The sequence below is a fragment of the Billgrantia sp. Q4P2 genome, assembly GCF_052806135.1.
The window spans coordinates 30,350-53,464 of sequence record NZ_JBRBAI010000011.1 but is presented as its reverse complement, the minus strand read 5'-3'; the positions used below and the strand labels follow the sequence as shown (position 1 = coordinate 53,464).

Sequence of the window (23,115 nt, the reverse complement as noted above, 5' to 3'; positions counted from 1 at the left end):
CGTACAATGGGCATCGATCATGGACAGGAGTCTTCCCGATGTCTGAACCCAAGCCGACCCACCGTCACGATTACCGGCCGCCCGCCTACCGTGTGACCCACGTCGAGCTGACTTTCGAACTGGACCCCGCCGCGACCAAGGTCAAGGCGAGCCTGCAGATGGAGCGCCACCCGCAAAGCGGGGGCGAAGCGCCTCTCGAACTCGATGGTGAGCACTTGATCCTCAAGCGCATTGCCATCGATGGCCAGTCGCTGGCCGACGACGAGTACACGCTCAGCGGCACCGGGTTGACCGTGCACCGCCCGCCCAGGCAGTTTCGTCTGGATACGGAGGTGGAGATCGCCCCCAGCAATAACACGGCGCTGGAAGGCCTTTATCTCTCCAACGGCATGTACTGCACGCAATGCGAGGCCGAGGGCTTCCGCCGCATCACCTACTACCCGGACCGTCCGGACATAATGGCCACTTTCTCCACCACCGTGATTGGTGACGTGGCGAGCCTGCCGGTGCTGCTCTCCAACGGTAACCCGGTGGAGCGTGGCGAGTTGCCCGGTGGCCGTCACTTCGTCACCTGGAACGACCCGTTCCCCAAGCCCAGCTACCTGTTCGCCCTGGTGGCTGGCGACCTGCAGAAGGTGGAGGATCGCTTCACTACAATGAGCGGGCGTGAGGTCACGCTGCAGATCTGGGTCGAGGAGGAGAACCTCGGCAAGACCGACCACGCCATGGCCTCGCTCAAGCGCGCCATGAAATGGGACGAGGAGACCTACGGCCGCGAGTACGATCTCGACCTGTTCATGATCGTGGCGGTCAATGACTTCAATATGGGCGCCATGGAGAACAAGGGGCTCAACATCTTCAACTCGGCGGCGGTGCTGACCCACCCCCATACCGCCACCGATGCCGCCTTCCAGCGGGTCGAGGGCATCGTCGCTCACGAGTATTTCCATAACTGGTCGGGCAACCGCGTGACCTGCCGCGATTGGTTCCAGCTCTCGCTCAAGGAGGGCTTCACCGTCTTTCGCGACCAGTGCTTCTCGGCCGATGTCAATTCGGCGGCGGTCAAGCGCATCGAGGACGTGGCCTTCTTCCGTACCTCCCAGTTCGCCGAGGATGCCGGGCCCACCGCTCATCCGGTGCGTCCCGACCACTACATCGAGATCGGTAATTTCTACACCCTGACCATCTACGAGAAGGGTGCCGAAGTGGTACGCATGCTGTGCAACCTGGTGGGCTGGGAGGCCTTCCGCCGCGGCAGCGACCTCTACTTCGAGCGCTTCGACGGCCAGGCGGTGACCATCGAGGACTTCGTCGACTGCATGGCCGAGGCGTCAGGGCTGGATCTCTCCCAGTTCATGTTGTGGTACTCCCAGGCCGGCACCCCGGAGATCGATGCCCATGGCGAGTATGATTACGCCCACGCCGAGTACCGCCTGACCCTGCGTCAGCGTACGCCTGCGACGCCCGGGCAGCCCGAGAAGGAGCCGCTGCATATACCCATTCGCATGGGGCTGGTGGGTACCAAGACAGGCCGCGACCTGCCGCTGACGCTCGACGGCGAGTCGCTCGGTGGCGATGGTGTGATCCACCTACGGGAGGAAGAGCAGACCTTCGTCTTCACCGATGTCGGTGAGGCGCCGGTGCCTTCGCTGCTGCGTGGCTTTTCGGCACCGGTGCAGCTGCGCTTCCCCTACGGCCGCGAGGACCTGGCCTTCTTGTTGGCCAACGACTCCGATGGCTTCAATCGCTGGGACGCAGGGCAGAGGTTGGCGATGTTGGCATTGGACGACCTGATTGCCGCCCACCGCAATGGCGTGGAGAAGGTCATGGACACGCGCGTGGTCGAGGCCTTCCGCGCCCTGTTGGAACGCGGTAGCGACGACAAGGCGGTGCTGGCCGAAATGCTGACGCTGCCCAGCGAGGCCTACATCGCCGAGCAGCAGCCACTGGTGGACGTTGAGGCGATCCACGCTGCGCGAGACTTCGTCAAGCAATCGCTGGCCGCGACCCTGCGCGACGAATTGCTGCGCGTCTACGAGGAGAATCGTTGGGACGAAGCCTATGCGCCGGAGCCAGAGCAGATCGCGCGGCGTAGTCTGAAGAACGTGGCGCTCTCCTACCTGATGGCGATCGAGGACGAGCAGGCCATCGAACTGTCACGCCAGCAGTTCGAGGCCGAACACAACATGACCGACGTGCGCCATGCGCTGACGCTGCTGGTCCACAGCAGCCGCGACGACCTGGCGGGTCCGGCGCTGCGTGCCTTCGGCGAGAAGTGGGCCCACGACACGCTGGTGATGGACCAGTGGTTTGCCATCCAGGTCACCCGGCCGCAGGCGGACGCCCTGGATCGGGTCAAGCACTTGATGGCACACCCGGCGTTCTCGTTGAAGAACCCCAACAAGGTACGTGCGCTGATCGGTACCTTCGCCAATCAGAACCGTATCAACTTCCACCGCGTCGATGGCGAGGGCTACCGGCTGCTGGCCGATGTGGTGATCGAGCTCAACCGGCTCAATCCGGAGATCGCCGCGCGCCTGATCACGCCGCTGACCCGTTGGCGGCGCTTTGACGAATCGCGCCAGGAACTGATGAAGGGCGAGCTCGAACGCATCCGCGCCGAGAAGCTCTCGCCCAATGTCTTCGAGGTAATCGAGAAAGCCTTGGCCTAACCCATGACAGAGCACCGCCCATCGGGGCGGTGTTCTGTTCGGACGGCTGCGCTCAATAGATCAACCAGCTCAGTACCGTCACGCCCAGCACCGCCCAGATCAGGGTGGCGACGATTCGTCGGCGCAGCAGGGCGCGCAGGGCGAGATAGAGCAGCCACAGCCCGAGCAGTAGTACCGCCAGGCTGACCACGGTGGCGGGGATGCCCAGCGAATTCGCCAGGCCGTCGAAGAACCCGCGGGCGGAAGCCCCCAGATTGTAGAAAAAGAGTATCAGCAGGTCGACCACGAAGCGGATGATCTCGCCCAGGGTCTGCCCCAGCCAGGAGAAGAAATCTTGCATATCAGGGTCCGGTCGGTTTACTCGATCATGTCGAGCACGGTGCCTACGATATCATCCATGGTGACCAGGCCCAGCAACTTGTTGTCGTCCAGTACCAGTACACGCTTGACTACGCTGTCGGTCATCAGGCTGGCGACGTGGCGTACGTCCAGCGACTCGCCGACGCCGATGGCCGGCTTGGCGCAGACGTCGTAGACGTTGATCAGGTCGATGTCACCGTTCTCGGCAACGATGGTCTTGAGGATATTGGTGTAGGTGATCAGCCCCCAGGCATCGTGGGGATCCTGTTGTTCCACCACCAGGCTCTTCAGGTTGTGGCGCTTCATCAGGCTCAGCGCATCGCGCAGGGTGGCAAAGGGCGATACCGTCACCACGTCGCGGTTCATGATGTCCTTGACCAGCATGTCTTCCTCTCCGTCAAACCAATTGCTCAGACATCTTGCCTGAGTCGTTCTTCGAAGCGCTTGACCTGCGCCATGTCGATGCCGCCGAGGTGTTCCACCGGCAGTGTCATGACCAGACCGCGGGAGTCCTCGCCGGTCGGGTTCAGCACCTGGCGTATCGCCTTGAGCACTCTCAGCGAGAGGCTCTTTTCCAGGGTCAGCAGCATGATGCTCTGGCTGCCTTCGTAGGTCAGCCCAAAAAAGGTCTTCTTGCGCTCGCCGCCGATACCTCGGCCGGACATCAGCGTCATGCCGACCGCTCCGGCCTCGGTCGCGGCATCGATGCACTCCTGCTCGAGATCTTCCGGCACGATGGCGACCAACAGCGAAAACTTCATGTCGTCTTGCCTCCCGGCTGCGCCAGTTTTTCCATCAGAATGGCATAGCTCATTACGGTCACGATAGGAAAGATCGAGGCAAAGGCGATCAGCCCGAAGCCGTCGATCAAGACGTTGCGGCCATCGATCTGGCTGGCCAGGCCGATCCCCAGCGCGGTGACCAGCGGTACCGTCACTTCGGAAGTGGTCACGCCCCCCAGGTCGAAGGCCAGCGCCACGATGTAGCGAGGCGCCAGGGCGGTCAACAGGATTACCAGCAGATAGCCGCCGATGATGTAGTAGTGGATCGAGTCGCCGGTGATGATGCGATGCACGCCGATGGTAATGCCGATGGCCACGCCCAGCGCCACCAGCAGGCGGATGACGTTGCCCTGGATCTTGCCGGCAGCAGCCTCCTCGGCCTGCTGGCCCACGGCGATCAGCGCCGGTTCTGCCATGGTGGTGGCAAAGCCGATGCAGAAGGCGAACAGGTAGACCCACAGCCAACTGTCGAAGCCGATCAGCTGTGCGGCCATGCTCTGTCCGATCGGGAACAGGCCGAGCTTGAGTCCCACCACGAAGGCGTAGAGCCCTACGATCACCAGGACGAAACCCACGCCGACCTTGAGCGGGTTGGCCAGCGGGTGGCGCAGCACGGCGTACTGGAAGAATAGGATGACCAGGATGATCGGTAGCACGTCGCGCAGCATACCGAACAGGTCGAGAACCATCGTCATCCAGCCGGTCGGTGGGGCGACCTCACCCGCGGCGAGCAGCAGCTCAGCGCCGCCGGCCAGCGTACCCGGGTCGGCATAGACCAGGATGCCGTAGAGCTGCACGCTGATCATCGGCACCATCACCGCCAATGCCACCAGGCCGAAGCCGTCGATCAGCGGATTGCGTCCACGGATCGAAGAAGCCAGGCCGATGCCCAACGCGGCGATAAGCGGCACCGTCACGATATTGGTGGTTACGCCGCCGGAATCGTAGGCCAGCCCGACGATCTCCTCGGGCGCGAAGAAGGTCACCAGCACCACCACTACGTAGCCGGCGATCATGTACCAGTGCAGCGGGTGACCCAGGATCACGCGAAACACACCGAGTGCCATCACCAGCCCCACGGAGCTTGCCACGATCAGGCGCAGCGCCAGGGCATCGATGCGGCCTTCGCTGATCATCGCGGCCTGCTCGGCTACGGCGATCAGTGCCGGTTCCGCGACCACTGCCGAGAAGCCGATGGCGAAGCCGAACAGCATCAACAGCGGCATGGAGCCGCGCCGAGTGAACTGGTTGGCGAGCCGCTTGCCCACCGGGAAGATACTCAGCTCCAGCCCCTGCAGAAAGAGTGCCACGCCGATGGCCACGATCAGCAGACCCGCGGCCATGCTCAGCCCGCCCTCCGGCCACTCACGCAGCAGCAGCGCCTGGAATGCCACCACCACGATGATGATGGGCAGCAGGTTGCGCAGGGCATGGGCCAATGCGTGTAGAAAATCCTTGAACTGCTCTACCAAGACCGACTCCGTGGCAATGTCCGGTTGGGCAAGAGTGTCGTGCCGGCGCAGGTATTGCGTCGGGTGGCTGGCCCGCGCGGCTGCCACACTATACCATCGGCTAGAATATTGAGCAGGCGCTAATGCAGGCTTCATGCTTGATTGACGTCAAGCCTGCGGTACGGGCGCCCACGGGAGAGTGCGCAATGAACATGACAGTGATCGTCGCGCTGGTGGTGCTGGCGCTGCTGGTGATCTACGGAGCCAGCATCTACAACCGCCTGGTGGCGCTGAAGAACCGCTACCAGAACGCCTTTGCCCAGATCGAGGTGCAGCTCAAGCGGCGCTACGACCTGATCCCCAACCTGGTGGAGACCGCCAAGGCCTACATGGCCCATGAGCGCGACACCCTGACCGCCGTGACCGAAGCGCGCAATGCGGCTCTGGCTGGTTTGCAATCGGCCGCCGCAAGGCCGGGAGAGCCCGGTGCCATGGCCGAGCTGGCCGGTGCCGAGGGGGCGCTGGGAGCCGCCTTGGGTCGGCTCAATGTGGTAATGGAGGCCTACCCGGACCTGAAGGCCTCTGACAACATGCGCCAGCTCTCCGAGAACCTGACCAGTACCGAGAATCGCGTTGCCTTCGCGCGCCAGGCCTTCAACGACGCGGTCATGCAGTACAACACCTACAAGCAAAGCTTCCCGCCGGTACTGCTGGCGGGGCCGCTGGGTCATCGCGATGACGCGGCGCTGCTGGAGTTCGACGACAGCGCCGAAATCCAGGCGGCACCCAGCGTCCGTTTCTAACGGCATACGGAGATGGATTTCTTCGGTGCCCAGGAACGTGCACGACGCCTGACCGTGTGGCTGGTCGTGCTGCTGTTCATGGCCGTGGTCGGCATGATTGGCGCCGCCGTCGTGGTGGTGGCACTGGCCATGGCGCTGCTCGATGGCGGCCAGGCTGGGGCCGATCCGCTGGCCCGGGCGCTCGATCCGCTGCTGCTGGGCGGCGTGGCCCTCGGCGTGCTGCTGGTCGTGGCGGCCGGCAGCCTGGTGCGTCACCTGCAGCTGCGTGCCGGCGGCCCGGCGGTAGCTGAGGCGCTCGGTGGCCGGGCGCTCAATGGCGACACCCGCGACCCTGACGAGCGTCGCTTGCTCAACGTGGTAGAGGAGATGGCCATTGCCGCAGGATTGCCGGTGCCGGCGGTCTATCTCCTCGACGAACCGGGGATCAACGCCTTCGCCGCCGGCCATACGCCCCAGAACGCTGCGATTGGTGTGACACGAGGAGCCATTCGCTGCCTCACCCGGGATGAGCTGCAGGGCGTGATCGCCCACGAATTCAGCCATGTGCTGCATGGCGACATGCGGCTCAACATGCGCTTGATCGCGCTGCTGTACGGCATCCTGGTCATCGGCCTCGTCGGCCGCATGTTGCTGCGAGGCACGGCGGTCCGGCACGTGGCCCGAGGGGCGCGTCAGAACAACGGCCGGGCCGTACTGCTGGGGGCGGGGCTGGCCCTGATGCTGGTGGGCTTCATCGGCACCCTGTGCGGTAACCTGATCAAGGCGGCGGTCAGCCGTCAGCGCGAGTTCCTGGCCGATGCCAGCGCGGTGCAGTACACCCGCAACCCGGCCGGCCTGGCCGATGCCCTGAAGCGTGTGGCGGCGCACGCCCATGGCTCCGAACTGCGTGCCACCCGCGCCGAGGAGTTCAGCCACCTCTATTTCAGCCGTGGTTTGCCTGGCCTGCGCGGGTTGACCGCCACCCACCCGCCACTGACGACCCGCATCCGCCGCCTCGAGCCCGAGTGGGACGGGCGCTTGCCCGAACCGCGCGCCGCGAGCGAGGCCGTTGCCGAAACCGGCTCGCGCGAGAGGGCGGCACCAGTGCGGCCGGCCCAGGCGGCGGCACTGACGGGAGCCTTGGCGCTGCGGGTCGGTGAGCCGCGTGGCGAAGACCTGCAGCAGGCGCGCGGGGCACTGGCCGGTATCGACCCGGTGCTGCTCGAAGCCGCTCATGACCCCTATGCAGCCCGCGCCGTGATCTACGGCATCCTCATGGGGGCCGAGCCGTCCAGCCGTGCTCGCCAGCGCGAAGCCTTGGTCGAGGCGGCCCTGCCGGACGTGCTGGCCGAGCTGGACCGCCTGGAGAAACCGCTTGCCGAAGTGCGGCCAGGCCAGCGGCTGGCGCTGATCGAGCTGTGCCTGCCCCTGCTGCGGCAGCTTTCGGTGGCTCAATATGCGCGCTTTCGTGACTGCCTCGAGCGGATGATGGCGGCCGAGCATGATCCCGGCGCCCTGCAATGGGCTCTGCACCGCCTGGTCGTCGTCGGTAGCGAAGGAGCGGTGCATCATCGCGGACGTCGACAGACTCTGGCACAACTCGAGGCGCCGGTAGCGCGCCTGTTGTCGAGCCTGGCGCTGGCGGGAAGCGACGACGAGACACGGGCAGCGAAAGCGTTCCGTGAAGCGGCCGATACGCTGGGCCTTTCCATGACGTTCCACTCCCAGCCGGCAGCGCCCCATGAACTCGACTGGGCCCTGGAACGTTGCCGTCAACTGGGAGATGACGAACGGGCGAGACTGCTCGACGCCATGGCGCAATGCGTTGCCCATGACGGTCATGTCTCCGCTCGGGAAGCCGAGCTGCTGCGGGCCGTAGCTTGGTCGCTCGGCTGTCCGCTACCGATGACCGCCATGGATTGAGGCGGGAGCGGGATCGTTTTGCTCTTCCGCTGTCCAAGCTGTAGGGTGCCCCACTCCCCCGCGGCTTGCAGCGACCGCCGGGCTCTGCTGGAATGGGGCCCTTTTGCTGGTCTCATATGGATGGGAGAAAGCCGATGGCCAAGACACCCTGGATTCCTGCCGCCGTGGCGTTGACCCTTGCCCTGGGGCTGGCGGGTTGTGGCGACAACGACGAAGAGGCCGCTGCGCCAACCCAGGCCGACGAGCCTGTCGCCGAGACCGAGCCTGAAGGCGAGGCTACCGCTGAGGAGCCCTCGACGCCGCCCCCCACGGCAGAGGAGGAGGTGGGAGTCGAGGACGAATCGCTACCAGCCGTACCGGAAGAGGAAACCGCCCTCGAACCTGGCGAGGAGATCGAGGCCGATACCGAGACCCTGGGTGAATCTCCCGTCGATACCCTGGAAGAGGGAGGGGCACTCCCGGGCGAGCCGACCCGTGACGATATCGACGCCATTCTCGAGGATACCGAGCGCCGTTTCGAGGAGGCGCAGCGCCGGATCGACCAGCAGTTCGAGGAAGTGGAACGCGGTGAGCCTGTGCTCGAGCCGATGGAGGATGGCCTGGAGTCTGGCCGGCGCCTCGAGCCCATGGAGAACGACGAGAGTAGTGCTGCCTCAGCCATCGATCGAGAAGCGGAGCGAACCGGCGAGGTCACTCAATCGGACGTCGACGCTTGGCTCGAAGAGAGCGAGCGCCGCTTCGAGGAGGCGCAGCGTCAGCTCGACGAACAGTTCAGGGAAGCCGAGCGGCGTGAGCCGAGAAGCGAAGCACCGCAGTTCGAAATCGAGGATTGAGTACGGACGATTCACGAAAAAGGCCCATCACGAAGATGGGCCTTTCGTCTGACTGCCTGGCCGCCACCGGTGGCCAGGCGCCGGATCTACCGAGGCGTTACCTCAGTTGGCGAGCCGGATGTTGGAGGCCTGAAGGCCTTTCTTGCCCTGGGTCACGTCGAAGGTAACCTTCTGACCGTCCTGCAGGGTCTTGAAGCCTTCAGCCTGAATCTCGGAGAAATGCGCGAACAGGTCATCACCGCCGTCGTCCGGAGAGATGAAGCCGTAGCCCTTGGTATCGTTGAACCACTTGACAGTGCCAGTTGCCATTGTCGATTTTCCTTACTTACAGATTGATCGTGCTGGGCACTCGGCAATGCCGGGCCCGAAGTGCGTGGGCAAGAGACGAAAAGTGCGCTTCGGGTGCATCGAGAATTCGATAGACGTCGGGACGACTTTCCACTTGCAGACCAACGCAGCGGAAGCAGCCGATGAGGGAGGTTGCGCTCTGTGGCAGAAGCCTCGCTTCACCGATATTATCCGCTCAATCCACTGTAGATAGAAAAATTCCGAGCGTCCAGCGAATCCGTTGCCTTAAATTAGCCATACTTGGTACTACCCGCAGCCAACCTTGATCATCTTCGGCTATCTCTCTCGCCGGGACACTCAACCTCATTTCTCCCCGTATCGGAGCCCAACCATGCTGGATGCACAATTCTGGCCTTTTCTGATCGCCATTACGCTGCTGTCGATGAGCCCGGGGGTCGATACCCTGCTGGTCATTCGCAATACCGCTCGCGGGGGAGTGCGCGATGGCGTGCTCACCAGCCTGGCGATCTGCTGCGGCCTGTTCGTGCATGCCACGATTTCGGCGCTGGGCATTTCGCTGATACTGCTACAGTCGGCCTGGGCCTTCGGTGCGCTCAAGATGGCGGGGGCGGCGTACCTGATATGGCTGGGAATCAATGGCCTGATGGTCGCGCGACGCGGCGGCGGTCTGCCGTTGGGGGCAGTGGGGGGCGAACGGCAAGTCGTGCCGGTCTGGCGGCCGCTGCGTGAAGGGCTGCTCTCCAACGTGCTCAACCCCAAGACGGTGGTCTTCTACATGGCCTTCCTGCCCCAGTTCATCGCGCCGACCGACCCGGCGCTGCTCAAGTCGCTGTGGCTTGCCGGGGTGCACTTCGTCATCGCCAACCTGTGGCAGATCGCCATCGTCTTCATGGTCGGTAGTGCGGGACGCTGGCTCGGCAGTCAGCTATTCGCCCGTGCGTTGAACGGAGCAACCGGGGCGGTGCTGATCCTGTTCGGGGTCAGGCTGGCACTGGAGCGTCAGCCAGCCTGACCCCGAGCGGCCTTCAATTGCGGGCGAGCAGGGAGGCGTCGTAGCGCACCGTCTTCTCCGCCTGGCTGAGCATGGCTACGCCTTCGCTGCTGCCGCCGTTGGCCAGGCTCTCGAAGATTACCCGATAGGAGAGTACCGCCTGGACGTAGTCGCGGGTCTCGCGGAAGGGAATCGACTCGACGAACAGGTCGAACTCTTCCGGCGCGTCGCGCAGCCAGCGGTCCACCCGGCCGGGTCCGGCATTATAGGCCGCGGCGGCGGCCAGTCGGTTGCCCCGGTAGCGGTTGGTCATGTCGCGAATGTAGGTGCTGCCCAGGCGGATGTTGAGTTCGGGGTCGAGCACGCCGTAGGGGCCGGGGTCGCTGATGCCGAGCTGGCGGCTGAGCAGCGTGGCGGTGCCCGGCATGATCTGCATCAGGCCACGGGCACCGGCCGGCGAAAGCGCCTTCGGGTTGTAGGCACTCTCGCGGCGCGCGATACCCATCAACAGGTAAGGATCCACCCCGGTCTGCTGGCCCCAGTACAGGAAGTGTTCGCGGTAGGCTTCGGGGAAGCGCCAGTCCAGCGCGTCCCAGAGTTGGGCGGTGATGGTGGTCTGGACCAGGCGAGCATGCCAGCCGCGGCGTGCCGCATAATCGGCCAGCGCCCTGACTTCACGCGGCGAAGCGGTGGCTGCCGCGTGCAGCCATTCGCTGTTGGCCAGGCCCTCCTCGCCGATGCGCAGCAGCGCTTCGGTGCGCTGTACCGTCGGCCACTGGGCCACCTCATCGCGGAAGCTATCGTTGAGCGTGCTGCGCTCCAGGTTCAGGGAGTAGGGCCGGCCGATGCGGTCGGCGGCAGCAAAGCCGAAGAAGTTGCGGCCCCGGGCGGCTCGTGCGTAGGCCACCTCGGCACGCTCCTGGTCGCCCAACTGCTCGTGGGCGCGGGCCTTCCAGTATTGCCAGCGGCTGTCGTCGCGGGTGTCTTCGGGCAACAGCTCGACCCAGCGAAGCACATCGTTCCAGTCGCGGTTGGCCAGTGCGTGGCGAATGCGCAGTTCGAGCACACGAGTGGTGCCGATTCGCGGCAGGGCCTCATCGACCCAGTCCATGTTGTGCGTGATGTCACGCACTAGCGAATAGAAGGCGAGTTCTTCCTCGATGGCGTGGCGATGACGCTCCTCGATCGGCAGGTGCGCGGCGATCTTGCGCCATGCCTCCATGGCGGCTTCGGTATCGGCACGAATGAAGCCGTGCATGGCGGCAGCGAAGAGTGGCCCGCTGCCGCGGCACTCGGGGCCGATACAAGTGGGAACGCGGGTGATGTCGGCATAGCTGCGTTGCAGCCGCTCCACGGCGTCGCGCCCCTCCTGCCAGCGGCTGCCGAGCAGCCTGCCCAGGTAGCTGACCAAGCCGGTCTCGCCCTGCTCCCAGGCCAGCATCATGCGCTCCCAGATATCCAGCTCGCCGATCTCGCCGTTGGCGCGCAAATGGTCGAAGAGCGTGTCGCAGGCATCTGGCTGCGAGCGGCCCACGCGCCACAGGGCGCGACCGCCTTCCGCTGCCGCCTGGGGGGCGCTGCCGAGCAGTGCCGTGTAGTAGTGGCATTGACGCTCGGTGCCGCTGGGCTCGCCGTCGGCCACGGCCAGCAGGCTGCCATAGCGTCCGGCGGCGCCATAACGGGCGATCGCCTGGCCGCGCATCCAGTCGGCGACGGGCGCCCCCCGATGGCGCTCGATGAACTCCAGGATCTGGCCCGGCTCGGCCTGAGGCAGGCGGCTGCGCAGGCGGTGATACTCCACGTAGCCTTCCAGCACGTGGCCGTCGATGGCGGCCTGGTCGATTCGGTGCCACTCGTGATTGCGCGCGGCTTCCAGCGCCGTGCGCATGGCGCTGTCGCTGGGCTGGGCATGCGCGGTAACGGAAAGGCTGAAAGCGGCCGCGGCGAGCCAACCGGACGCGCGGCGGAACGATAAGGTATGGCGCATGTGGAACGGTCTCCGGAAGGCGGTGACGAACCACCCTATCCTCGCCTATCGAGGCCCCTTTGAGTAGACCGTCGCGCCGTTTTCTCTGCGCTTCAGTGGAAATTTTTTCTCGGGGCCGCGCACGGGTCATGGCACTTGTGCCAGTCACGCCCGCCCACTAGTCTAGCAAGATTGATCAAACGCTTGTTGGAGGGTGGGGTGAGCGAACGTGACGAACCGCAGAGCGGGCCTGCCGTGGCAGGTCGAAGTCCCGACGTCTGGCGAGCCGGCCTGAGCCGCTTCGTCAATGTCATTCCGCATACGCGTGAACTCGGCCTCGAAGTGGAAGAGGTCAATCCGCCCTGGGTGCGCATGCGCTTGCCGTGGCGCGACGAGCTGCTGGGCGATGCCGACCGCGGCCTGGTACACGGCGGCGTGTTGACCATGCTGCTGGATACCGTCTGTGGCTCGGCGGTGCTGTGCGGGTTACCGGCGCCGGAGGTTTGCCCGACGCTCGATCTGCGCGTCGACCACTACCGACCGGCGGTGGCGGGCCAGCCGATCATGGCCGAAGCCCATGTGCTGCGGGTGACCAACGCCATGGTCTTCACCGAGGGCACGCTATGGCAGGAGCCGGGACGACCCATCGCCCGCGGTATCGGCAACTTCGTGCGTCTCGGGCAGCGCAATACGCCACCGGGATTCGCCGAAGCGCTGTTCGGGGAGGCCGCTCATGCCTGAAGGTTTCCATGACGTGGCCTGGCTGGCCCGGACCCGTGCCGAGGGGGATGTCGCCGCCTGGCTCGAGCGGCTTCCCTATGCCCGCTTCATCGGCGTTTCGGCAACGCCGGATGTCACCGGCGACGGCCTGGTATTCCATCTCGACCCATGTGAGCACAACGTGGGCAACATCCTGCTGCCGGCGCTGCATGGGGGAGTGGTGGCGGCCTTCATGGAAACCGCAGGCACCCTCGACCTGATGCTCTCGGCGCGCGAGCCTCGACTACCTCGCATCGTCGACTTCTCCATCGACTACCTGCGTACGGCCCGGGTCGTGCCTACCCATGCGAAATGTCGTCTGCTGCGAGAGGGGAAGCGACTGGCCAACGTCCAGGTCACGGCCTGGCAGGAAGCGGAGGATCAGCCGGTGGCTACGGCCCGTCTGCACTTGGTGCTGGGCGCGCTGGAGCCGAGCGACGCTTGAAAACCTGAAGTCGGACCCCATATCGCTGAACAGTTCTGAAACGGCGGGGCGCCACGCGCCGCCGTGGGTTCAAGCCATGAGGTAACCGATCCATGTCCACGACCGCTCACGAGGAAACCCTCGGCTTCCAGACCGAGGTGAAGCAACTGCTGCACCTGATGATCCACTCCCTGTACTCCAATCGGGAGATATTCCTGCGCGAGTTAATTTCCAATGCCGCCGACGCCTGCGACAAGCTGCGCTACGCCGCGCTCGACAACGATGCGCTCTACGAAGGCGACAGCGAGCTGCGCATCGAGATCGAGCACGACGAGAATGCCCGCACCGTCACCGTGCGTGACAACGGCATCGGCATGAGTCGCGACGAGGTGATCCAGAACCTCGGCACCATCGCCCGCAGCGGCACCGCGGAATTCCTCAAGCAGCTCTCCGGCGAGCAGCAGAAGGATGCACGCCTGATCGGCCAGTTCGGCGTGGGCTTCTACTCCAGTTTCATCGTTGCCGACGAAGTCACGGTGCGTACGCGCAAGGCGGGTACCGACAAGGCCGAAGGCGTCGAGTGGCGTTCGAAAGGGGAGGGTGAATTCACCGTTGCCGACCTCGAACGTGAACTGCACGGCACCGAGATCGTCCTGCACCTGAAGAAGGACGCCAAGGAGTTCGCCGACGACTTCCGCCTGAGAAGCCTGGTGCGTAAGTACTCCGACCATATCGAGGTGCCGGTGCGCATGTCCAAGGTCGAGACCGCCAAGGACGACGACGGCAACGAGATCGAGGGCAGCGAGGTCACTACCTGGGAGACCGTCAACGAGGCCACGGCGCTGTGGGTGCGGCCCAAGGGCGAGATCTCGGATGACGAGTACAAGGCCTTCTACAAGCACGTGGCTCATGACTTTTCAGACCCGTTGACCTGGAGCCACAACAAGGTCGAGGGCAAGCTCGAATACACCAGCTTGCTCTACGTGCCCGGTCGTGCGCCCTTCGACCTCTTTGATCGTGACGGCTCCCGCGGCGTCAAGCTGTACGTGCAGCGCGTCTTCATCATGGACGACGCCGAGCAGTTCCTGCCGCTCTACCTGCGCTTCATCAAGGGCGTGCTGGATACCCGCGAGCTGTCGCTCAACGTCTCCCGCGAACTGCTGCAGCAGGACCCCAAGGTCGAGAAGATCAAGAGCGCGCTGACCAAACGGGCACTGGACATGCTCAAGAAGCTGGCCAAGGACAAGGAGGCCTACCAGACCTTCTGGAATACCTTTGGCAGCGTATTGAAGGAGGGGCCGGCCGAGGACTTCGCCAACCGCGACAAGATCGCGGGATTGCTACGCCTCTCCACGACCCACACCGATAGCGCCACCCAGGACCAGTCGCTGGCCGACTACGTCTCGCGCATGAAGGAAGGGCAGGAGAAGATCTACTACATCGTCGCCGACGGCTTCAACGCGGCCAAGTCGAGCCCGCACCTGGAGATCTTCCGCAAGAAGGGCATCGAAGTGCTGCTGCTTTCCGATCGCATCGACGAGTGGCTGATGAGCCACCTGCACGAGTTCGAGGGCAAGGGCTTCGTCGACGTTGCCAAGGGTGAGCTTGACCTCGGTGAGATCGAGGGCGAGGAGGAGAAGAAGGTCCAGGAGGAGACCGCCAAGGCCAAGGAGGCGCTGGTCAAGCGAGTCAAGGAGGCGTTGGGCGATGCGGTGCAGGAGGTCAAGGTGACCCACCGGCTGACCGACTCGCCGGCCTGCGTGGTCCTTCCCGAGCACGAGATGGGCTTCCAGATGCGCCGCATCATGGAAGCCGCGGGGCAGAAGATGCCGGAAGTCAAACCGATTCTCGAGCTCAATCCGACGCATGCCCTGGTAGAGCGGCTCGAGGCCGCCGAAGGCGAGCGCTTCGACGACCTGGCCCGGGTACTGCTCGACCAGGCGGTCATTGCCGAGGGCGGCCATCTCGACGACCCGGCTGCCTACGTGCGTCGACTCAATGCCCTGCTGACGGCCTGAGTCCCGCAGCGGTCGTCCTGCGACGTCCAACCTTGCAAAGGCCGCCTACGGGCGGCCTTTGCATATCCATTCGCGCCCATTCATACCACCCTTGACGTAAACGTCACTATCCGGTTTTTTCCTTGTTTTCAGCCGGATAGTGCTACATTCAGGTGTCATCGATCGGTTGCGTTGCGGTTGTGCATTGCGGCATGGTCAGGTAAGAATAGCCGGTTGACCCATCTGAAGTTTCAATAACCACAAGGGAGATCCAACGTGAAGATTGGTGCACCCAAGGAGCTCGCCAAGGGAGAGGCGCGTGTCGCGCTGACCCCTGACAGTGCGCAGTTCATCCAGAAGCTTGGACACGAATGCCTGATCGAAGCCGGGGCCGGCATCGCTGCCGGCTTCGACGACGATGCCTATCGAGCCGCTGGCGTAGGCGTGGTCGAAAGTGCCGAGGCGCTGTGGCGCGAGGCCGAGGTAGTGATCAAGGTGCGCGAGCCCAGCGAGACGGAAGTCGAGCACCTGCGCGAGGGCCAGACCCTGATCGCCTTCTTCTGGCCAGCCCAGAACGAGGCGCTGCTGGAAAAGTGTCGGGCCAAGGGGGCAACCGTCATCGCCATGGACATGGTGCCGCGGATCTCCCGAGCCCAGAAGATGGATGCGCTCTCGTCCATGGCCAACATCGCCGGTTACCGCGCGGTGATCGAGGCGGGCAACAACTTCGGCCGCTTCTTCACCGGCCAGGTCACGGCCGCCGGCAAGGTGCCGCCGGCCAAGGTGCTGGTCATCGGCGCCGGCGTGGCGGGTCTTGCCGCCATCGGTACCGCGACCAGCCTCGGTGCCGTGGTGCGGGCCTTCGACGTACGCCCCGAGGTGGCCGAGCAGATCGAGTCGATGGGTGCCGAATTCCTGTTCCTCGATTTCGAGGAGACCCAGGACGGTTCCGGTACCGGCGGCTACGCGGCGCCCTCCAGCCCCGAGTTCCGCGAGAAGCAGCTGGCCCTGTTCCGCGAGCAGGCCCCAGAGGTCGATATCGTCATCACCACCGCCCTGATCCCGGGTCGACCGGCGCCCAAGCTGTGGCTAGAGGACATGGTCAAGGCGATGAAGCCCGGTTCGGTGATCGTCGACCTGGCCGCCGAGAAGGGAGGCAACTGCGACCTGACCGTGCCGGATCAGCGTGTGGTGACCGACAATGGGGTGGTGGTGGTCGGCTATACCGACTTCCCGTCGCGCATGGCGACCCAGTCCTCGCTGCTCTATGCCACCAACATCCGCCACATGCTCACCGATCTGACGCCTGAGAAGGACGGCACGATCGTGCATGACATGGAAGACGACGTGATTCGTGGCGCTACCGTCACCCATCAGGGCGAGATCACCTTCCCGCCGCCGCCGCCCAAGGTCAAGGCGATTGCCGCCGCCAAGCCCAAGGAGAAGGTCAAGGAGCCGACTCTCGAGGAGAAGCGCGCCGCCGAACTCGCCACGTTCAAGGCGCAGACCAAGCGTCAGGCCACGCTGCTCGGCATCGGAGGTGCGTTGATGTTGCTGCTCGGCCAGATCGCGCCGGCCTCGTTCATGCAGCACTTCATCGTCTTCGTGCTGGCTTGCTTCGTCGGCTTCCAGGTGATCTGGAACGTCAGCCATTCGCTGCATACGCCGCTGATGGCGGTCACCAATGCGATTTCCGGCATCATCATTCTCGGCGCCGTGCTGCAGATCGGCTCGGGTAACTGGATCGTGGTGATCCTGGCAGCGATATCGGTGCTGATCGCCACCATCAACATCGTAGGCGGCTTCCTGGTGACACGCCGGATGCTAGCCATGTTCCAGAAATCCTGAGCGGCGGAGACAATTCATGTTGGCACAAGGTTTTGTATCGGCCGCGTCGATCGCGGCGAGTGTGCTGTTCATCCTTTCGCTGGGAGGACTGAGCGGCCAGGAGAAGGCCAAGCGGGCGGTGTGGTATGGCATCGTCGGCATGGCGGTGGCGGTGCTCTTCACCGCCTTCGGCCCGGGGATCGGCAACTACTGGCTGATGATCCCGATGATCGCGATCGGCTCGGTGATCGGCTGGAAGGTGGCCACGCGAGTGGCCATGACCGAGATGCCGCAGCTGGTGGCGGCACTGCACAGTTTCGTCGGCCTCGCCGCGGTGTTCGTGGCCTGGAACGCCGATCTCGAGCGGCGCCGGGTGCTGGCTGCCCAGATGGCTGACGCCGCCACTGAGCAGTTTTCTGCCTTTGCTGCCCTGGTGGCCACCAAGGCCCCCGATGAACTCACCTTCCTGCAGCTGGAAGTGGTGTTCGCCATCTTCATCGGTGCGGTGACCTTTACCGGTTCGGTGGTCGCCTTTGGCAAGCTGGCGGGTAAGGTGGACGGCAAGCCGCACAAGCTGCCCGGTGGTCATCTGCTCAACGCCGGCGCGGCTGTGCTCTGCCTGCTGTTGGCGATCCTCTACCTCAACGGTGCTGGGTTCTGGACGCTGCTGATTCTCGCGGCGCTGTCGCTCTTCATCGGCTGGCACCTGATCATGGGGATCGGCGGGGCCGACATGCCGGTGGTGGTGTCGATGCTCAACAGCTATTCCGGCTGGGCCGCGGCGGCGATCGGCTTCACCCTCTCCAACGACCTGCTCATCGTCACCGGGGCACTGGTGGGCTCCTCCGGTGCGATCCTCTCCTACATCATGTGCAAGGCGATGAACCGCAACTTCGTCAGCGTGATCCTGGGGGGCTTCGGTGGTACCCAGGGGCCTGCCGCCGAGATCGAGGGCGAGCAGGTGGCGATCGATGCGGGCGGCGTGGCCAGCGCGCTCAACAATGCCGACAGCGTGGTCATCGTGCCAGGCTACGGCATGGCGGTGGCCCAGGCCCAGAATGCCGTGAGCGAACTGGTGCGCAAGCTGCGTTCCGCAGGCAAGGAAGTGCGCTTTGCCATCCACCCGGTGGCAGGCCGCCTGCCGGGGCACATGAACGTGCTGCTGGCCGAGGCCAGGGTGCCTTACGACATCGTGCTGGAGATGGACGAGATCAACGACGACTTCCCCAAGACCGACGTGGCGATCGTCATCGGCTCCAACGATATCGTCAATCCGGCTGCCCAGGACGATCCCAACAGCCCCATCGCCGGCATGCCGGTGCTGGAGGTGTGGAAGTCCTCGGTGGTGTTCGTCTGCAAGCGCGGTCAGGGCACGGGCTACTCGGGTATCGAGAACCCGCTGTTCTACAAAGAGAATACGCGGATGTTCTACGGCGACGCGCGGGAGAGCATCGACTCCCTGCTGTCACTGATCGACTGATGCGGCTGGGTGCCTGTGTGGGGGCCCGCTGCAGTGCGTAACGGCAAGACATGCCCCCGAAAGGGGGCATTTTTCGTTACACTCTGAGCGACTTTTCCGTTTTTCATCGACCGATTCGCGGGGCAGACATGTCAGACGATCCCATGCGGGTAGCAGTCCTGGGTGGCGGCAGCTTCGGCACTGCGCTTGCCAGCATCGCCGCCGACAACGGGGCCAGGGTGTGCCAGTGGCTGCGTGACCCCGAGCTGGCAGCGCAGATCGACCGGGAACATCGCAACCCGCGCTATCTGCCAGATTACGCCATCAACCCGGCGGTGCGCGCTTCCAGCGACATGCAGACGGTGCTCGCGGGGGCGGAGTTGGTGCTGGTGGCGATTCCCTCCCAGGCCTTTCGTGACGTGGTGCGTCAGGCCAGGCCCTGGCTCAATCCGGAGCAGATCCTGGTCAGTACCACCAAGGGGATCCAGGAAGAAGGCTTCAAGCTGATGAGCCAGATCCTCGAGGAGGAGACCGGCTTCACCCACATCGGCGTGATCTCGGGGCCCAACCTGGCTACCGAGATCGCTCAGAAGCAGCTCACCGCCACCGTGGTGGCCAGCGACGATGCGCTGACGCGTACTCGGGTACAGCAGGCGTTGGGCTGTGACTACTTCCGCGTCTATGCCAGCAACGACCGCTACGGCGTCGAGCTGGGGGGGGCGCTCAAGAACATTTACGCCATCGCCGCTGGCATGGCCGCGGCGCTCGGCATGGGCGAGAACACCCGCAGCATGCTGATGACCCGGGCACTGGCCGAGATGGGGCGCTTCGCCGTGAGCCAGGGTGCCAATCCGATGACCTTCCTGGGGCTGGCCGGGGTGGGCGATCTGATCGTGACCTGCTCGTCGCAGCTGTCGCGCAACTACCGCGTAGGCTTCGCCCTGGGCCAGGGCAAGGGGCTGGACGAGGCGGTCGAGGCGCTGGGCCAGGTCGCCGAAGGGGTGAACACGGTGCGCCTGGTACGCGACAAGGCGCGTGCGGAAGGCGTCTACATGCCGCTTGCCGAGGGCCTTCATCAGGTGCTCTTCGAGGGCGTGCCTGCTCGTGAGATGGCGCGCATGCTGATGCGCAGCGAGCAGAGCAGCGACGTGGAGTTCGTCCTACCACGCGAGGATGTGCAGCAGGCGCATCGCCGCGTCGAGGCGGGTGAGGGCGGGGGCGGGACATGAGCCGCCGGCTGTTCATCATGCGCCATGGCGAGGCTGGCCCGGGTCGGCCCGATAGTGAGCGCGAGCTGACCCCGCGTGGCCAGGCCGAGGCCGAGCGCATGGCCAACTGGCTAGGCCAGCAGCTTTTGCAAGGGGCTCGACTCTATACCAGTCCCTTTCGGCGGGCGTGTCAGACGGCCTTGCCGGTAGCCGGGGCGTTGGGCGTCGAGCCCGAGGTGCTACCCATCATCACGCCTGACGACTCGCCGGCCGTGGTCTGCGATTGGTTGCTCTCCCATGCGGGCGATACCCCCATCGTGCTGGTCAGCCATATGCCGCTGGTGGGGTTGCTCACCGAGCTGTTGACGGAAGGGCGGGCCGCTCGCGGGATGGGCTATCCCACCGCCGCCGTGGCCGAGCTCGAGAGCGAGATCTGGGCGGCGGGCTGCGCCAGGCTGCTACGCTTTACCGCACCTCACGATATCCGCTGAGGACATCCGCTGAGAGAGCGGCTAGATCCAACCCATCACCTTCAGCGCAAACACACCGACGGTAATGGTCAGGCTGGCCATCAACGTGGTCAGGGCGATAATGTTCGCGGAGAGCGCGGCATTGCCGCCCATCGCCTTGACCATCACGAAGCTGGCCGCCGCGGTAGGGCTGGCGAAGAACAGGAACAGCACGCCCAGTTCACGCCCCTCGAAGCCGATCAGCCAGGCGGCCAGGGTGGCCCCAAGCGGCAGTGTGACCATCTTCATCAGGCTGGCGCCCATTGCCAGTCTCCCCGATGCCCTGATCGAGCCCAGCGACAGGGTGGCGCCGATACAGATCAGTGCCAGGGGCAAGGTCAGCGAGGCGAAGTACTGCCCTGAGGTCATCAGCCAGCCGGGCAGGCGCAGCTCCAGTGCCGCCACTGGAATGGCGGCTACCACCGAGAGGATCAGCGGGTTGCGCACGATGTGGCTGGCGATGCTGCGCCAGTCGGTACGCCTGCCCTCCTGGTAGGTGGCCAGGACGATGACCGAAAAGGCGTTGTAGGTGAGGATGACCACGCCCAGCAGCAGCCCACCGGCGGAGAGCCCGTAGTCGCCATACATGCCGGCGGCCAGCGCCAGGCCGACGATGCCGCAGTTGCCGCGAAAGGCACCCTGCACGTAAACGCCACGCTCGGCGTGGGGCACGCGCAGGATGGCCCAGCTCCAGGCGAGCAGAAAGCTGGCCAGGGTGGCCAGGGCAAAATAAGCGAGTAGTCTTGGGTTCAGCGTGGCGTCCAGGTCGGCCTTGATGATGCTGAGGAAGATCAGCGTCGGCATGGTCCCCTTGAACACCAGGCTCGAGGCGGTGGCGATGAAGGCCTGGTCGATCCAGCCCAGGCGCTTGAGCCCCAGGCCGATGAAGACCATGGCGAATACCGGCAGGGTGATTTCCAGGGTGGCAAAGAAAAGCTCGTACAGGCCCATCAGCGCACCAGCCACAGGCCGACGGCAACGGCGACGATCACGGTGATCCAGAACAGGCAGTTGCGAACGCGCGTATCGCGCTGGGGCCGGGAGGGACGAGGCATGGCTGACTCCAGAAGAAAACGGCATGGGCCGGAGGTCGACTTGGCGAGATAGAGTAAACCCGTTAGCCTGCTATCGCCACTGGCGGCCTGCCTGACCTGACACTGGACCCTGTCATGACCGAACGTGCCACTCTTTCGCGACCACGACTGCTCTTTGCCCATGCCAACGGCTTCCCCGGCATGAGCTATCGCAGCCTGCTGGCTCCGCTGCATGAACGCTTCGACATTCATCCGGTCGATCGCCTCGGGCACCACCCTGACTACCCTGTGGGTGCCAACTGGCTGGCGCTGCGCGATGAACTTCTCGAGCAGGTTGTCGACGATGATGGCCCGGTCATCGGCGTGGGACACTCCATGGGCGGGGTCCTGATGGCCATGGCCGCGGAGCATGCGCCGCAGCGCTTTCGCTGCGTGGTGATGCTCGACCCGCCGCTGATGCTGGGCCTCGATGCCTGGAGCATGAAGGTCGCCAAGCGCTTTGGCTTCGTCGACCGGGTCACGCCGGCGGGGAAGAGCAAGGGACGTCGTGCGTCCTGGCCCGATCGCGATGCGATGGCCAACCACCTGCGCCGCCGCGGGCTGTTCCGGCGCTTCACGCCGGATGCGCTGCACGATTATGTCGAGGGAGGTACGCGACTGCGTGACGACGGGGTCGCCGAGCTGATCTACGACCCGGCGATCGAGACCGAGATCTTCCGCAACCTGCCCGATCACCTGACCCGGTTGCCGCGGCGGCTACGGATCCCCTTTGGCGTGCTGGCGGGCAGCGATTCCGACCTGATCACACCCAAGCGTCGGCAGCGCTTGGCCGGTCACGGCATCCCGCTGGCCCTGGTGCCGGGCACCCACATGTTCCCGATGGAGCACCCCGAGGAGACCCGTCAGGCGCTGCTGACCATGCTCGACGAGCTGCTGGAGGGCGAGGCATGAGCGAAGCGCAAGCTTTGACGCTGGCCGGGGGGCGCCTGGCCGCCCTGAGTTGGGGAGACGCTTCCGCTCCCATCTGGCTGGCCCTGCACGGCTGGCTGGACAATGCTGCCAGCTTCTCCCGGTTGGCGCCCGTGCTGTGCGAGCAACTCGGCGTGCGAATCGTGGCGCTGGATTTCGCCGGGCATGGTCACTCCTTGCACCGTGAGGGCGACTACGCCCTGTGGGACTACTGTCATGATCTGCTGGATGCTGCCGACGAGCTGGGTCTAGTGCGGATGTCGCTGTTGGCTCACTCCATGGGGGCGGGTGTGGCCTGCCTGACGGCAGCGGCACTGCCGGAGCGCATCGAGCGGCTGGTGCTGATCGACGGCCTGGGTGCCGTGACCACGCCGGCCGAGGAGAGTGCCGCCCAACTGCGCAAGGGGCTGCGCGCAGCCAGGCGCCCGTGCTCGGCATCGCCGCGCTATCCTGATAGCAGGACCGCAGTGGCGGCGCGTGTGGCCGGCGGCGTGACGCCGATCGACGCCGATACGGCCGCCCCGCTGGTCGAACGTAATCTGAAGCGAGAGGACGATGGCCATGTGCGGTTGCGCACCGATGGCCGGCTGCTGTGGCCCTCCCCGGTGCGGCTGAGCCCCGAGCAGGCGCTGGCACTGCTCGGCGCGATCCAGGCGCCGGCATTGTTGATCGAGGGCGAGACGGGCATCCTGGGCGAGCGCGACGCGGCCAGGGCGGCGCGGGCGGCGTTGCCACAGCTGACACGCCAGGTGCTGCCGGGCGGCCACCACCTGCACCTGGAGCCTGGTAGCGTATCTTGCGTGGCAGCGGCCATCGTGGAGTGGTTGGCGCAGTCGAGCAAGACCTGACGAGGGGGGCGC

Annotated in this window: 21 protein-coding genes; 14 read left to right on the top strand and 7 right to left on the bottom strand. The window is 65.0% G+C overall.

The window, feature by feature from the left end:
• Positions 1–38 precede the first annotated feature (38 nt).
• Entirely contained in the window at positions 39–2,672 is a 2,634-nt protein-coding gene (gene pepN, locus ACUY1T_RS17660) for an aminopeptidase N (protein ID WP_446024891.1), read from the top strand.
• A 52-nt stretch (positions 2,673–2,724) separates the two neighbouring features.
• On the opposite strand, the gene ACUY1T_RS17655 is transcribed toward pepN, so the two are convergent.
• Genes ACUY1T_RS17655 through ACUY1T_RS17640 form a run of 4 tightly spaced genes read right to left on the bottom strand, consistent with a single transcriptional unit; the run spans position 2,725 to position 5,286 of the window.
• Complete coding sequence (locus ACUY1T_RS17655; RefSeq protein WP_446024890.1) at positions 2,725–3,012, bottom strand: hypothetical protein; 288 nt, start codon at positions 3,010–3,012, stop codon at positions 2,725–2,727.
• A 17-nt stretch (positions 3,013–3,029) separates the two neighbouring features.
• Positions 3,030–3,416, bottom strand: a complete 387-nt coding sequence (locus ACUY1T_RS17650) for a CBS domain-containing protein (RefSeq protein WP_010627336.1) — start codon at positions 3,414–3,416, stop codon at positions 3,030–3,032.
• 26 nt (positions 3,417–3,442) lie between these two features.
• Positions 3,443–3,793 (bottom strand): P-II family nitrogen regulator, encoded by a 351-nt coding sequence (locus ACUY1T_RS17645; protein WP_411794618.1) that lies wholly within the window; start codon positions 3,791–3,793, stop codon positions 3,443–3,445.
• The gene (locus tag ACUY1T_RS17640) at positions 3,790–5,286 is read right to left on the bottom strand and encodes a DUF1538 domain-containing protein (protein ID WP_446024889.1); all 1,497 of its coding nucleotides are present in this window, start codon (positions 5,284–5,286) and stop codon (positions 3,790–3,792) included. Before ACUY1T_RS17640 ends, ACUY1T_RS17645 begins: the two co-directional genes overlap by 4 nt.
• A gap of 185 nt (positions 5,287–5,471) precedes the next feature.
• Here ACUY1T_RS17640 and ACUY1T_RS17635 point away from each other — a divergent pair, with 185 nt between their 5' ends.
• From ACUY1T_RS17635 to ACUY1T_RS17625, 3 genes are all read left to right on the top strand, one after another.
• Complete coding sequence (locus tag ACUY1T_RS17635; RefSeq protein ID WP_446024888.1) at positions 5,472–6,068, top strand: LemA family protein; 597 nt, start codon at positions 5,472–5,474, stop codon at positions 6,066–6,068.
• Positions 6,069–6,080: 12 nt separating this feature from the next.
• Positions 6,081–7,970, top strand: a complete 1,890-nt coding sequence (locus ACUY1T_RS17630) for a M48 family metallopeptidase (RefSeq protein WP_446024887.1) — start codon at positions 6,081–6,083, stop codon at positions 7,968–7,970.
• Between the two features lie 134 nt (positions 7,971–8,104).
• Positions 8,105–8,803 (top strand): hypothetical protein, encoded by a 699-nt coding sequence (locus tag ACUY1T_RS17625; protein WP_446024886.1) that lies wholly within the window; start codon positions 8,105–8,107, stop codon positions 8,801–8,803.
• 102 nt (positions 8,804–8,905) lie between these two features.
• On the opposite strand, the gene ACUY1T_RS17620 is transcribed toward ACUY1T_RS17625, so the two are convergent.
• On the bottom strand, positions 8,906–9,112 hold the full coding sequence (locus ACUY1T_RS17620; protein WP_411794613.1) for a cold-shock protein: 207 nt from the start codon (positions 9,110–9,112) through the stop codon (positions 8,906–8,908).
• 370 nt (positions 9,113–9,482) lie between these two features.
• Here ACUY1T_RS17620 and ACUY1T_RS17615 point away from each other — a divergent pair, with 370 nt between their 5' ends.
• The gene (locus tag ACUY1T_RS17615; RefSeq protein ID WP_446024885.1) at positions 9,483–10,124 is read left to right on the top strand and encodes a LysE family translocator; all 642 of its coding nucleotides are present in this window, start codon (positions 9,483–9,485) and stop codon (positions 10,122–10,124) included.
• A gap of 13 nt (positions 10,125–10,137) precedes the next feature.
• Here the strand turns inward: ACUY1T_RS17615 and ACUY1T_RS17610 are convergent, their stop codons facing one another.
• Positions 10,138–12,090: a transglycosylase SLT domain-containing protein gene (locus ACUY1T_RS17610; protein WP_446024884.1), complete on the bottom strand. Its 1,953-nt coding sequence runs from the start codon at positions 12,088–12,090 to the stop codon at positions 10,138–10,140.
• A 198-nt stretch (positions 12,091–12,288) separates the two neighbouring features.
• Here ACUY1T_RS17610 and ACUY1T_RS17605 point away from each other — a divergent pair, with 198 nt between their 5' ends.
• From ACUY1T_RS17605 to sixA, 7 genes are all read left to right on the top strand, one after another.
• Complete coding sequence (locus tag ACUY1T_RS17605) at positions 12,289–12,810, top strand: PaaI family thioesterase (RefSeq protein WP_446024883.1); 522 nt, start codon at positions 12,289–12,291, stop codon at positions 12,808–12,810.
• Complete coding sequence (locus ACUY1T_RS17600; RefSeq protein ID WP_446024882.1) at positions 12,803–13,273, top strand: PaaI family thioesterase; 471 nt, start codon at positions 12,803–12,805, stop codon at positions 13,271–13,273. The genes ACUY1T_RS17605 and ACUY1T_RS17600 overlap by 8 nt, the downstream gene beginning before the upstream one ends.
• 92 nt (positions 13,274–13,365) lie before the next feature.
• Entirely contained in the window at positions 13,366–15,270 is a 1,905-nt protein-coding gene (gene htpG / locus ACUY1T_RS17595) for a molecular chaperone HtpG (protein WP_446024881.1), read from the top strand.
• Positions 15,271–15,525: 255 nt separating this feature from the next.
• Positions 15,526–17,097 carry a Re/Si-specific NAD(P)(+) transhydrogenase subunit alpha gene (locus ACUY1T_RS17590; protein WP_446024880.1) on the top strand — a complete coding sequence of 524 codons (1,572 nt, stop codon included), beginning with the start codon at positions 15,526–15,528 and terminating at the stop codon, positions 17,095–17,097.
• A 16-nt stretch (positions 17,098–17,113) separates the two neighbouring features.
• Entirely contained in the window at positions 17,114–18,556 is a 1,443-nt protein-coding gene (locus tag ACUY1T_RS17585; RefSeq protein WP_446024879.1) for an NAD(P)(+) transhydrogenase (Re/Si-specific) subunit beta, read from the top strand.
• A gap of 128 nt (positions 18,557–18,684) precedes the next feature.
• Positions 18,685–19,764: an NAD(P)H-dependent glycerol-3-phosphate dehydrogenase gene (locus tag ACUY1T_RS17580; RefSeq protein WP_446024878.1), complete on the top strand. Its 1,080-nt coding sequence runs from the start codon at positions 18,685–18,687 to the stop codon at positions 19,762–19,764.
• Positions 19,761–20,234, top strand: a complete 474-nt coding sequence (gene sixA / locus ACUY1T_RS17575) for a phosphohistidine phosphatase SixA (RefSeq protein WP_446024877.1) — start codon at positions 19,761–19,763, stop codon at positions 20,232–20,234. Before ACUY1T_RS17580 ends, sixA begins: the two co-directional genes overlap by 4 nt.
• Positions 20,235–20,255: 21 nt before the next feature.
• On the opposite strand, the gene ACUY1T_RS17570 is transcribed toward sixA, so the two are convergent.
• Positions 20,256–21,203 (bottom strand): AEC family transporter, encoded by a 948-nt coding sequence (locus ACUY1T_RS17570; protein WP_446024876.1) that lies wholly within the window; start codon positions 21,201–21,203, stop codon positions 20,256–20,258.
• A 218-nt stretch (positions 21,204–21,421) separates the two neighbouring features.
• Here ACUY1T_RS17570 and ACUY1T_RS17565 point away from each other — a divergent pair, with 218 nt between their 5' ends.
• Together ACUY1T_RS17565 and ACUY1T_RS17560 are read left to right on the top strand one after the other, a co-directional pair.
• Positions 21,422–22,237: an alpha/beta fold hydrolase gene (locus ACUY1T_RS17565; protein ID WP_446024875.1), complete on the top strand. Its 816-nt coding sequence runs from the start codon at positions 21,422–21,424 to the stop codon at positions 22,235–22,237.
• Positions 22,234–23,103, top strand: coding sequence for an alpha/beta fold hydrolase (locus tag ACUY1T_RS17560; RefSeq protein ID WP_446024874.1), 870 nt, complete (start codon positions 22,234–22,236; stop codon positions 23,101–23,103). The genes ACUY1T_RS17565 and ACUY1T_RS17560 overlap by 4 nt, the downstream gene beginning before the upstream one ends.
• Positions 23,104–23,115 lie beyond the last annotated feature (12 nt).